Here is a 12,227-nt window from a genome sequence, read left to right as displayed (position 1 = left end):
ACCGTGGGCGGGCTCATCGGGGGCAGGTGGGGCGGTAGTCCAATGTGGGGAGGGCTTGGTGCCATTCCTTTTCTGTCAGGCCGCCGGTGGTGTTCCGGCACAGGGCCGCCTTTGTCAGGGCCGGGGCCAGGTCGTGGGTCAGGACGGTGCCGGCTTCGGCGGCGCTGGTGAGGGTTCTTCCGTCTTCGGAGAACGCCAGGGCGCCGATGGCGGTCTGGTGGCCGGTCAGGGGGAGCGCGTACGGGCGGCCGGATTCGACCTCCCAAAGGCGGATCTGGCCCAGCTCGTCGCCGGTGGCGAGCAGGGTGCCGTCCGGGGAGAGCGCGGCGGCCCTGACGTAGCTCTTGTGGCCGCGCAGGATCAGGCCGCGCGAGCGGAGCGTCCTGCCGTCGGTGAGGAGGACCTTCTGGTCCGTCTCGGCTCCCTCGGCGCTCACGATCGTGCGTCCGTCGCGGCTCATGGCGAGGACGGTGAGGAGGGAGGTGTCGTCGGTCCGGGCGAGGACCCGGCCGGACGGGTACTCGATCAGGCCGGACTTGCCGTCCGTCATCACGGCCTTTCCGTCCGGGCGGAACACGATCCGTTTGACGAAGCTGTCGGCGGACGACGGCAGCACGCGGATCTGCCGGAATGTCTTCAGATCCCAGAACTGGAGTTCTCTGGCGGTGCCGCGGCGGACCAGGAGCGCCAGGCCCCGGCCGTCCGGGGAGAGCGCCATGGCCTGGATCGCGTCGGTGGCCTGCGGCAGCATCACGTCGCCGAGCTTCGTGTACTTCCTGGCGTCCGTGACCGTGACCGTGACCGTGCGGGCGTTCTTGTAGATGGCCAGCCGGGCGCCGTCCGCGCTGATGGCCAGGTCGTTGCCGTTGCCGGAGTACTCGTAGTCGGACGCGAGGTTGAACCCGCCGTTGGCGGCGCGCTTCCGCCGCACGTCCCAGAGGGGGACCTTGGCTCCGCTGCGGTACGCCATCGTGGAGGCGTCCGCGGACATCGCCACCTGCTGGAACAGGCCGCTGCCCTGGACGACCTGGGTGCTCACGAAGGTGCTGATGTCGAGGGACGAGACCTGGCCGGTCGCCGGCTCGATGCAGCGCAGCGCGCGGTTCTCGACGAAGCGGACCAGGGCGCAGTCGGCGGACGGCGCGTAGCGGACGACGGGCTGCGCGGGCGCGGAGTGGTCGGCGCCGCCGTACTGGAGCCGCCACATGGTCCTCGCCTGCGCCAGGTAGCGGCCGTCCTGGCTGAAAGCGAGTCCCAAGGACGAGTTCGCGGGTCCGAGCTTGGCGAATCCCTCGTCCGCCCCCAGCCTCCAGACCAGGATCTCGGCTTTCTTGCTCGCGGCAGAGCTGTACGCCACAGCGATCAGCGATCCGTCCGGGCTCAGCTTCGCCGCGCCGACGTACTTGCCCTTGAGCGCCTGGTTGAGGCGAGGCAGCGCGATCGTCGTCCTGGCCGCCAGCTGGTCGACGTGCACCATGCCCTGTGGCGTGACGCCCGCGACGAGTTGGTCGCCCGCGTCGGCCGCGAGGATCTCGGCGCCGCCCTTCGGGCGCGTCCAGCTCAGCGGGACCTGGCGGAGGGTGCGCAGGTCCCAGACGGTGCGGGCGTCGCGGTTGCCGGCGAGGAGGAGGTGCCCGGACGGGCTCAGGTCGATCCCGTCGAAGACCGTCGCGTTCGCGCCGATCCTGCCGATGGGCAGCCTGCCGCGTTCCTTGCCTGACGCAGTGTCCCAGACGCGGGCCGTCCCGTCGTCGGCCCAGGTGACCACGGTGCGCGCGTCGTCGGTGACGACGAGGTCCTCGGTCTCGACGCCGCTCAGAGTGAACTGGTGCAGTCTGGCGTGGGTGTCGATGTTCCAGAGACTGGCCTTTCCGGCGTCCACGACGGCGAGGACGCGCCCGTTCGGGGACGGCTGGCGCCGGGTCGTCGCGCTCACGCCGGGCGGCATGAAGACGTCGCTCTCCCACTGGTACCGCAGCGCGACCAGCGCCTCCCTCGTCTCCTTCGTGTCGGAGAGGGAGCCCGCGGCGATGGCCAGCCTGCGGGCCGTCCTCGGGTCGGACTTGCGGACGGCCATCGCCACGGCCGCGAGGCGCCGCGCCTCCGCGTCGTCGCGCTGCCGCGCCACGGTGCGGCCCTGCTGGAAGACGAGCACGCCCGCGACGAGCGTCACCAGCAGCAGGACGGCGAGGACCCCGGAGACCGCCGTCCGCGCGGTGGACCGGCGGCGGACCGCAGCGCGCCCGGCGTCCAGGAACGCCTGCTCCAGGGTGTTCGGCCGCAGCGCGCGGCCGCCGCCCACGGCCCAGGTCATCGCCCGTTCGAGCCGGGTCCCCTGGAGGAGGTCGCCGGCCTTGCGGCCGTGCTCGTCCCACAGCCGCGCGCCCTCGGCGAGCTCCTGGTGGACGTCCAGGCCCGGCCGTTCGGCGGCGGCCCAGTCGCGCAGCCGCGGCCAGGCGCGCAGCAGGGCCGGGGAGGCGAGGGTGAAGCGCTGCCCGTCCCAGGTGAGCAGTCCCGCCCCCGTGAAGGCGGACAGGACGGCGTCGATCACGGGCTCCGGCGTGCGGCCGTCGCTGAACTCGGCGCGCGCCGCCGGGCGGACGAGGTCGTCCACGGCCGCCGCCATCCGCAGCAGGATCTGCGGGACGGCCTGCTGCGCCGCCGGATCGAGGCTCCGCATCACCGCCTCGGCGCGCTCGCCCAGGGCAGGGGGCGCGGCCTTGGGCATGCGGACGGCCCGGGCCTCCCGTTCGCCCTGTTCCAGGAGGTCGGCGTCGGGCCGCCCGCCGAGCAGGCCGAGGAGCAGGCCCGGCGCGTCCGGGCGCCGGTCGGGGTCCTTGGCCAGCGCGGCCTCGACCATGGAGCGCAGCCGCTCGGGGATCGCGGAGGTGTCCGGTTCGGTGTTCAGGACGGAGTGCATGAGCTTGGGGAGGGTCTCGCCGCCGAAGGGCGCGCGGCCGGACGCGGCGAACAGGACCGTGGCGCCCCAGGCCCAGATGTCCACGGCGGGCCCGGGGCTCTTCCCCCGGAACACCTCGGGGGGCATGTACCGGGGCGTGCCCTTCATCCCGGTCGCGCTCTGCGACATGTCCTCGGTGCGGGCGATGCCGAAGTCGATGACGCGGGGGCCGTCGGGTCCCAGCAGCACGTTCGCGGGCTTCAGGTCGCGGTGGACGACGCCCGCCCGGTGGACGGTGGTCAGCGCGGTCGCGATCCCGACCGCCAGCCGGTACAGGTCGTCCGGCTTGTAGGGGCCGGCCTCCTCGACCGCCTGCTGGAGGGTCGGGCCCGCGACGTACTCGCTGACGACGTACGGGGGCGCATGGTCCAGGTCGACGGCGAGGACCCGCGCCGTGCAGAACTGCGAGACGCGCCGCACCGCCTCGATCTCGCGGACGAACAGGTCGCGCTGCACGCCGGAGTGGTCGCCGTGCAGCGTCTTGACCGCGACCCGGGCGCCGTCCGGCCCGTACCCCTCGTAGACGACGCCCTGCCCGCCGGCGCCGAGCCGCCCCACGAGAAGGTAGTCGCCGAGCCTGGTCGGATCACCGGGTCCCAGTGGTTCGGGGGCCACAGACGTCTCCTCATCCTAATAAACATGATCGTCTATTAGGATGCCGCCCCGGGCGGCCGCGTTCGCGGGAAACGGTGAACGGCCGTCGACGAAACGGCGACGGTCTCACCGGAGGCGGGCGGCGAGCGCCTTCTTGCTGATCTTGCCGACCGGCGTCCGGGGGAACGCGGCGACGGTCTCCAGGCGGTCGGGGAACTTGTAGGCGGCGACGCCGCGGGCGCGCAGGAACTCCTTGGCCTCGCGCAGCCCGGGGGCCTTCTCCCCCTCCCTGACGATGAGGAAGGCGCAGGTGCGCTCGCCCATGACCGGATCGGGAAGGCCGACCACGGCGGCGTCGTGGACCGCCGGGTGGGCCAGGAGGTGGTTCTCCAGCTCCGCGGCGGAGATCTTGTCGCCGCCCCGGTTGATCTGGTCCTTCTCCCGGCCCTCGACGATGAGGTGGCCGGACGGCAGCCGCCTGACGAGGTCGCCCGTGCGGTAGAAGCCGTCGGGGGTGAAGGCGCGGGCGTTGTGCTCGGGGGCGCGGTAGTAGCCGCGGAGCGTGTAGGGGCCTCGGGTCAGGAGCTCGCCCACTTCGCCGGGGGCGACCTGCTTGCCGTCCGCGTCGACGATGCGGATCTCGTCCGCCGGGGAGAGGGGGCGGCCCTGGGTTCGTTCGATCAGGTCGCGGGGGTCGTCCAGGCGCGTGTAGTTGAGGAGGCCCTCGGCCATGCCGAAGACCTGCTGGACCTGGCAGCCGAGCGCGTCCGGCACCTCGGCCGCGCGTTCGGCGGCGAACTTGGCGCCGCCCACCTGGAGGAGTTCGAGGGACGACAGGTCCTCGTCCGACCAGGTCACCGCGTCCAGCCAGAGGAGGGCGATCGGGGGGACGACCGCGCAGACCGTGGCGCGCTCGCGTTCGATGAGCGGGAACGCCTCGTCCGGGGCGCCGGAGGGCGAGAGGACGACCGTGCCGCCCGCGGCGAAGACACCGAGGATGCCGGGGCAGGCCAGGGCGAAGTTGTGCGCGGCCGGGAGGACGACCAGGTAGACGGTGTCGCGGCCGAAGCCGCAGAGTTCCGCGCTTGCCTCCAGGTTGTAGACGTAGTCGCGGTGCGTCCGGGGGATCAGCTTGGGCAGGCCGGTGGTGCCGCCGGAGAGGAGGAAGACGCCCACGTCGGACGGCGCGGGAGCGGGCGCCGACACCGGTTCGGCGTCGACGGAGGCGAGCGGCACCAACTCCTCGGCCTCGCCTTCGACGATCACGACTTCCACAGGGAGCGTGCGGGCCAGGTCGCGGTAGTCGAAGTCGCCGTCGCGGTCGGCGCAGATGTAGGCGCGGGCCTCGGACAGCTCGCACAGGTAGCGGATCTCGCTCTCGCGGTGCGCGGGGAGCGCCAGGACGGGGGCGGCGCCGATCCGGACGAGGGCGAGGAACGCGACGACGAAGCCCGCGGTGTTCGGAAGCTGGACGACGACGCGGTCTCCGCGGCGAAGGCCGAGGGCGAGGAGGCCGGCGGCGGTGCGGGCGGCGCGGGCGTCCAGGTCGGCGTAGGTGAGGCGGTCGGCGCCCGCCACCAGGGCGGGCGCCGCCGGGTCGCCGCGCAGAACGTCGCCGAGGAGGCGGTCGGTCCAGTGGCCGTCGGCCCTGTAGCGGGCTTCGAGGTCGGCCGGCCAGGGGGTGAAGCCGTCCACGGTCACCGCCCCGCGAGCCGGGCGGGCGCGCCGGGGACGGGCTCGGAGGGGTCGGCGTCGATCGTCACGTAGTGCGGGTCCGCCTGGGTGACGGTCGCCCGGTGGATCTTCCCGTTCATCAGCGTCCGCTGCACGGCTCCCCTTCCTCACGATCAACTAAGGTTAGCCTTACCTTAGCTATTCGATCGGCGGAGGAGAACCCCGAGGATGCTCCGGCGACTGGTCATCGACGTCGGGCCGCTGCGCGACAGCCGGCCGTTCCGCAACGTGTTCGTCGCCCGCACCGTCTCGGTCTTCGGGATCGGCATGCTGGCGGTGGCCCTTCCGGTGCAGGTGTACGGCCTCACCGGGTCCACCGCGCACGTGGGCGGAGTCTCCGCCGCCGAGGGGTTCGCGCTGCTCGCCGGGTTCCTGTGGGGCGGCGTGCTGGCCGACCGGCACGACCGGCGCCGGCTGATGCTGCGGGCGCGCGCGGCGGCCGGGACCGGCTTCGTCCTGCTGGCGCTCAACGCCTTCCTGCCCTCCCCCTCGCTGGCGGCCCTGTACGCGCTGGCGGCGTGGGACGGGCTGATGACCGGCGTCGGCATCACCGCGCTGCTGGCCGCGACGCCGGCGCTGGTCGCGCCGGACAAGCTCGTCGCGGCGGGGGCGCTCAACGCGCTGACCGTCCGGCTCGGGTCGATGGCCTCCCCCGCCCTCGGCGGGCTCGTGGTGTCGGCGTTCGGCGTGGGCTGGAACTACGCGGCGGCGGCCGCCGGGACGCTCGGCACCCTCGGGCTGCTGACCCGCCTGCCGCGCCTCAAGCCCGAGGCCGCGAACACGGACGCCGACCCGCTGAAGGCCGTCTGGGAGGGGTTCCGCTTCGTCGCCTCGCATCGGGTCGTCGGCTCGCTGATGCTCCTCGGGCTGCTGTTCATGGTCGCGGGCGGCGTCCCCGTCCTGATGCCGGCGTTCGCGAGCCGGAGCCTGGACGGCGGCGCCGCCACGGTCGGGCTCCTGTTCGCGGCGCCTGCCTGCGGCGCCGTGCTGGCCTCCCTGACCAGCGGCTGGGCCGGGCGGGCCCGGACGCCGGGCCTGGCGCTGCTCGCCGCCTCCGTCTCCGGTTTCGTCGCGCTCGCGTGCCTCGGTCTGGCCCGCCATCCGACGCTCGCCGTGGCGATCCTGTTCGTGTACGGGTTCGTCCAGTCGGTCGAGGAGATCCTCCGGTACGGGCTGATCCAGTCCCATACGCCGGACTCGCATCTCGGACGGGTGAACGCGCTGTGGTCGGCGCAGGAGACGGGCGGCGGCGCGATCGGGTCGCTCGGCGCGGGAGCGCTCGGCCGGTACCTCGCCCCGGGCGCCGCCATCGTCCTCTACGGGACGGTCAGCGCCGTCCTCGCCCTGGCGCTGGCCCTGACGCTCACCGGGCTCCGGACCGCGACGCTGCGGCCGGAGCCCGAGCCCGGCTGACCGGGCTCACCCGAGGCGAGCGGTGAGCTCCTCCTCGGTCATGGCCTCGACCTCCAGCCAGATGGCGGCGACCGCCTCCAGGCGGCCCGGGGTCTCCTCCAGCTCGGTGAACCGGCGGCAGATCCGCGCGACCGTCCGCTCGGCGAACAGGACGCGGACCGGCAGCGCCGTCGTGTCGAGCGCCTCGCGCAGCCGCGCGAGCACGGTGGTGGCGAGGACGGAGTCGCCGCCGAGGGCGAAGAAGTCGGCGTCCGCGCCCACGCGTTCCCTCCCCAGCACCTCGGCGACGATCCGGGCCAGCACCTTCTCCAGGGCCGTCTCCGGCTCGGCGTGGTCCGCGGCCGCCTCGCCGGCCTCGGCGGAGGCGAGGGCCGTGAGGGCCTTGCGGTCGACCTTGCCGTTCGCGGTGAGCGGCAGGTCGTCCACGCGCACGAGCAGTTCCGGGACCATGTGCGGGGGCAGCAGGTCGCGGACGCGGGCGAGGACCGCGTCCCGGTCGGTCCCGGCGGGCGCCGCCACTGCGGCGGCGAGTCGGCCGCCGGCGAGGAGCGCGGCGGCGCGCTCCACGGCGGGATGGTCGCGCAGCGCGGCCTCGATCTCGCCGAGTTCGATCCGGAAGCCGCGCAGCTTGACCTGGTGGTCGCGGCGGCCGAGGAACTCGATGGTCCCGTCCGGGCGGTAGCGGGCCAGGTCGCCGGTCCGGTACCAGCGCACCCCCTCGTGGACGACGAACCGGTCGGCCGTCCGGTCGGGGTCGCCGACGTAGCCGTCCGCGACACCGGCGCCGCCGATCCACAGCTCTCCGGCGACCCGGTCGGGGCGGTCGCGGCCCAGCACGTCCACCACCCGGCACGCGACCCCGCGCAGCGGCACCCCGTACGGGACGGCGTGCCAGTCGGCCGGGACCTCGCCCGCGACCTCCTGCACCGTCGAGTGGATCGCCGTCTCGGTGGTGCCGCCGAGCGCCGCGAAGCGGCAGCCCGGCGCACGCTCCCGCAGGAGCCCGGGCAGGTGCGTCCCCACCCAGTCGCCGCCGAGCAGGACGAGCCGCAGGCTCTCCGCCGGGCCGGCGGACAGCAGCATCTCCAGGACGGACGGGACACAGTTCAGGACGGTCACCGACCAGCGCCGCAGCAGTTCGCCCCACCGGGCGGCGTCGCGCCGCTCGTCCTCGTCCGGGACGACGACCGCGCCGCCCGCGTGCCAGGCGGCGAACAGGTCGAACACCGACAGGTCGAAGTCGAGCGCCGAAACCGCGAACGTGGCGTCGTCCTCCCCGATCGCGAACCGCTCGCCCAGGTCGCCGATGGTGTTCATCGCCGCGCCGTGGGAGACCTCCACGCCCTTGGGCTCCCCCGTCGACCCGGAGGTGAACAGCACGTAGGCGACCTGGTCGGGGCGCACGGCCACCGGCGCCGCCAGCGGCTCGCAGTTCGCGACTCGGCCCGGAGTGAGCGAGGCGGCGACGCGGGCGCCCGCGCGGATCCGGGCGCGCCGCGCGTCCGGCTGCTCGGGACCGATCGGGACGTAGGCGGCGCCGGCCGCGAGCACCCCGAGCACGGCGGCGGCCTGGTCCGGTCCTTTCGGGAGCTCGATCGAGACCCGGTCGCCTGGGCGGACGCCTTCGGCCGCCAGCGCCGAGGCGATCCGCAGAGCGCGGTCGGCGAGCTCGCCGTAGGTCATCGTCCCGTCGTCGCCCCAGTGCAGGGCGGGCGCGTCCGGACGGCGGGCGGCGTGCGCGAAGAACCCCTCGGTCAGCGTGCGCCGCGGGGGCGCGGGCGTGGCGTTCAGCCTGTGCCTGACGCGGAGCTGGGCGGGCGGGGCGGCGATGCCGAGGGGCGCGTCCCAGTCGGCGCCGGGGGCGGCGAGGCGGGTGATCGCGGCGGTGTAGGCGCCGAACATCGCCTCGGCGACGCCGTCCGGGAACGCGGGCAGGCGCACGTCCCAGTTCAGCAGCAGGCCGCCGGACACCTCGGTCACCTGCGCGTCCAGCAGCACCTGCGGGCCCTGCGAGATGATCCACGCGGGTTCGCCGAACAGCTCGCGGACGCGGTCGCCGAACAGCTCCCCGAGATTCAGGGCGCTGGTGTAGACGATCGGGGCCAGCACCTGCTCGCCGCGGAGCCGCGACAGGTCGCGCAGCACCTCCAGACCCGAGTAGTCGCCGTGCGCGCCCGCCGTGTGCAGGTTCGCCTGCAGTGCGCGGGCGCGGGCGACGAACGGGAGGTCCTCGGTGAGGTCGGCCTCCAGCAGGACGGACCCGGTGAAGTCGCCGACGACCTTGTCGACGTCGGGGTGGACGGGCTCGCGGTGGAACAGCGGCAGGTTCAGCAGGAACCGCGGCGCCGCCGACCAGGCCCCGATCACCTCGGCGAACAGGGCGGCCAGCGCCATGGCGGGCGTGACCCCCTCGGCGTGCGCGCGGGCGATGAAGCGGTCCTTGTCTGCCGGCGGCAGCCAGTGGTGCTGGCGCTCGACGCGGTCCCCCGGCTCCGGGACGACCGGCAGCTCCGGCGGCCCGGGCAGGCCGGCGAGCCGGTCGGCCCACCAGCGGCGGTCCGCGGCGCGGGCCTCGGCGCGGGGGTCGGCGGCGAGGTAGCGGGCGTAGCCGTAGCGGATCGGCGCGAGCGCCTCGCCCTCGTACAGCGCCGCGAGGTCGGCGAGCATGACGCGGTAGCTCATCGCGTCGGCGGCGACCATGTCGACGTCCAGGTGGAGGCGCGCGGTGCCGCCGGGGAGGAGGCTCAGCCGGGCGTCGAAGACGCGGCCGTCCTCGATGGGGAGCCGCTGCCGCGACATCTCGTCCCGGACGCGCTCCAGTTCGGCGCCGGGCTCGTCCGACGAGCGCAGGTCGTGGACGGTGACGAGCGGCCCGGGACGCTCGGGGAGGATCCGCTGCGTGCCGTCGTCGCGGACGGCGGCGCGCAGCATGGGGTGCCGCCGCACCAGCGCGCCCACGGCCGACTCGAAGCGGGACGGGTCGATCGGGCGCCCGTCCAGCTCGACGTACAGGTGGGCGGCGACGGAGCCGAGCTCCTGGCCGGAGTCGCGGCCGATCCAGTACGCGTGCTGCATGAGCCCGAGCGGGAAGGGGCCGTCCGGTTCGACGGCGTCCGCGCCGGCGGCCGGGAGGGGCCTCGCCGCCGCCTCGACCTGGCCCTTCCCGGCGAGCAGGTCCCACCACCCGGCGAGCGTCGGACGTTCGGCCAGCTCGGCGAAGCGGATCTCGATGCCGCGGCGCCGGAGCCGGCCGGTGAGCTGCATGAGCCGGATCGAGTCCATGCCCAGCTCGATGAGGTTGTCGTCCGGCTCCGCGCGCTCGCCCAGCACCTCGGCCAGCGCGGCGTGGAGCTCATCCCAGGTCAGCACGAAAATCCCTTCAAATTAGGTAAGGCTAACCTAATTAAGTGGGATCTCTCCGTCAACGCCGGCCGGCGGAGGCCAGCAGCCAGGCCAGGTAGACCCCGCCGAGGACGCCGGTGACGACGCCGACCGGCACCGCGACCGGCAGGTGCAGCGCGACCAGGTCCGCGCTCGCGAGCAGCGCGGCCCCGGTCAGCGCGGCGGGCACCAGCTGCGCGCCGGGCCGCCGCGTCAGCCGCCGGGCGAGCTGCGGCGCGGCGAGCGCCACGAACGGGACGGGCCCGGCCGCCGCGGTCGCCGCCGCGGCGAGGCCCACCCCGGCGACGGTCAGCAGTGCCCGGGTCCGCTGGACGGGCACGCCGAGCGCCCGGGCGGCGTCGTCGCCGAGCTCCCCCATGCCGAGCGGGCGGGCCAGGAGGAGCGCCGCGGGGACGAGCACCGCCAGCGCGAGCGCGAGCGGGACGGCCTGGTCCCAGTCGCGCCCGTTCAGGCTGCCGGTCAGCCAGAACGCGGCCTCGTACGCCTCGCGCAGTTCGGCGCGGGTGATGAGGTAGGAGTTGAGCGCCTCCAGCATCGCCGCCGCCGCGACGCCGATCAGCACCAGCCGCATGCCGTGCACGCCGGTCCCCCGGCGGTAGGCGGCCAGGTACACCGCCAGCGCGGTCAGCACCGCGCCCGCGACCGAGCTGGCGGCGATCGCGAAGGCGCCGCCGCCGAACACCAGGATCTGCAGCAGCGCGCCAGTGGCCGAGCCGGTGGTGAAGCCGATGAGGTCGGGGCTGCCGAGCGGGTTGCGGGAGATGCTCTGGAAGACCGCTCCGGCGAGGCCGAGCGCGAGGCCGGCGAGCAGGCCGGTGACGGCGCGCGGCAGGCGCAAAGTCGTCACGATGAACGCGGTGGCCCGGTCGCCCTCGCCGAGGAGGACGCGCACCACGTCCGGCGGCGCGATGGGGAACTCCCCCGAGCCGACGACGAGAACGGCGGCGCAGACCGCGACCGCCGCCACGACCCCGCATACCGCCGCCGTCCGCGGCTCCCAGCGCAGCGACATCCCGGCCGCACGGACGACCCTCACAGCTCGCGCGTCCTTCCCCTCCGTACCATCACCGCGAACAGCGGCGCTCCTAGGAACGCGGTGACGATGCCGGTCTCCAGCTCTCCCGGCGCGACGACGCGGCCGATGATGTCCGCGCCCAGCAGCAGGACGGGCGCGAGCAGCAGCGAGCAGGGCAGGACGAGCCGCTGGTCCGGGCCGACCGCCGTCCGGACGGCGAACGGGACGGCCAGCCCGAGGAACGCGATCGGCCCGGCCGCCGCCGTCGCGGCCCCGCACAGCAGCACCACCGCGAGCGCCGCGAGCGCCCGGGTCCCGCCGGGACGGGAGCCGAGGGCGCGGCCCGCGTCGTCGCCCAGGCCGAGGGCGTTCAGCGGACGGGCGAGCGCCAGCGCGAGCACTGTCCCGGCCAGGACGAACGGCAGGACGCGCAGGAGGACCTGCACGTCGCGGCCGCCCAGCGTGCCGACCTGCCAGAACCGGAAGCCGCCGAAGGTGTGCGGGGTGAAGAGCATGACCCCGGCCGTCAGCGCGCTGAAGACGGCGTTGACGGCGGCCCCGGCGAGCACGAGCCGCGCGGGCGACGCCCCGCCGCGCCCCCGGGCGCCGATCATGTAGACGAGGCCGGCCGCGCCGGCCGCGCCCGCGAACGCCGCCCACACGTGGACGAGCACGTCGTCGGCACGGAACGCGCCGATGACGAGGACGACCGCGAGGGCCGCGCCGCCGTTCACGCCGAGCAGGCCCGGCTCGGCGAGCGGGTTGCGGGTGAGCGCCTGCATCACCGCGCCCGCCAGCCCGAGCGCCATGCCGACGGCGACGCCGAGCAGGGTGCGGGGCAGCCGCAGCTCATGCACGATCAGTTGCGCCCGGGAGCCGCCGTCCGGGGAGAACACGCCGGGAAGCACGTCGGCGAGCGGGACATGTCCGGCGCCGATCGCGAGGCTCGCCCCGACCGTCAGCGGCAGCGCCGCCGTGAGCAGGACCGCCCACCACAGGCGCACGCCGCGCGCCCGGCCCCGCCGTTGCGGACTTCTCGGCGGGCGTCGCAGCGCGGAGGGCAGCATGAAGTAAGGCTAGCCTAAGCTAACTCGCCTCTCAATGCCCCCT

6 protein-coding genes and 1 pseudogene are annotated in these 12,227 nt (G+C 74.8%); 1 reads left to right on the top strand and 6 read right to left on the bottom strand.

Annotated elements, in window-relative coordinates; all coding sequences use genetic code 11:
* Positions 1-13: 13 nt before the first annotated feature.
* From AB0C21_RS29670 to AB0C21_RS29660, 3 genes and pseudogenes are all read right to left on the bottom strand, one after another.
* Complete coding sequence (locus tag AB0C21_RS29670; protein WP_500208618.1) at positions 14-3,574, bottom strand: WD40 repeat domain-containing serine/threonine protein kinase; 3,561 nt, start codon at positions 3,572-3,574, stop codon at positions 14-16.
* A 105-nt stretch (positions 3,575-3,679) separates the two neighbouring features.
* On the bottom strand, positions 3,680-5,248 hold the full coding sequence (locus tag AB0C21_RS29665; protein WP_500208617.1) for a (2,3-dihydroxybenzoyl)adenylate synthase: 1,569 nt from the start codon (positions 5,246-5,248) through the stop codon (positions 3,680-3,682).
* 50 nt (positions 5,249-5,298) lie between these two features.
* Positions 5,299-5,382: pseudogene (locus tag AB0C21_RS29660) on the bottom strand (aspartate 1-decarboxylase); the annotation flags it as partial.
* A 73-nt stretch (positions 5,383-5,455) separates the two neighbouring features.
* On the opposite strand from AB0C21_RS29660, the gene entS reads away from it, so the two are divergent.
* The gene (gene entS / locus AB0C21_RS29655; RefSeq protein WP_500208616.1) at positions 5,456-6,700 is read left to right on the top strand and encodes an enterobactin transporter EntS; all 1,245 of its coding nucleotides are present in this window, start codon (positions 5,456-5,458) and stop codon (positions 6,698-6,700) included.
* Positions 6,701-6,706: 6 nt separating this feature from the next.
* Here entS and AB0C21_RS29650 read toward each other — a convergent pair whose 3' ends face one another.
* From AB0C21_RS29650 to AB0C21_RS29640, 3 genes are read right to left on the bottom strand one after another with little or no spacing between them, the layout of a single operon-like run.
* The gene (locus tag AB0C21_RS29650) at positions 6,707-10,069 is read right to left on the bottom strand and encodes a non-ribosomal peptide synthetase (protein ID WP_500208615.1); all 3,363 of its coding nucleotides are present in this window, start codon (positions 10,067-10,069) and stop codon (positions 6,707-6,709) included.
* A gap of 52 nt (positions 10,070-10,121) precedes the next feature.
* On the bottom strand, positions 10,122-11,138 hold the full coding sequence (locus AB0C21_RS29645) for a FecCD family ABC transporter permease (protein WP_500208613.1): 1,017 nt from the start codon (positions 11,136-11,138) through the stop codon (positions 10,122-10,124).
* Positions 11,135-12,184 (bottom strand): FecCD family ABC transporter permease, encoded by a 1,050-nt coding sequence (locus AB0C21_RS29640; RefSeq protein WP_500208612.1) that lies wholly within the window; start codon positions 12,182-12,184, stop codon positions 11,135-11,137. Before AB0C21_RS29640 ends, AB0C21_RS29645 begins: the two co-directional genes overlap by 4 nt.
* Positions 12,185-12,227: the final 43 nt, after the last annotated feature.

The organism is Spirillospora sp. NPDC049024 (assembly GCF_040649235.1).
In the GTDB taxonomy this organism is placed as follows: Bacteria; Actinomycetota; Actinomycetes; order Streptosporangiales; family Streptosporangiaceae; genus Spirillospora.
Note: the sequence above shows the minus strand (reverse complement) of the source record. Positions and strands in the feature narration are given on the sequence as shown.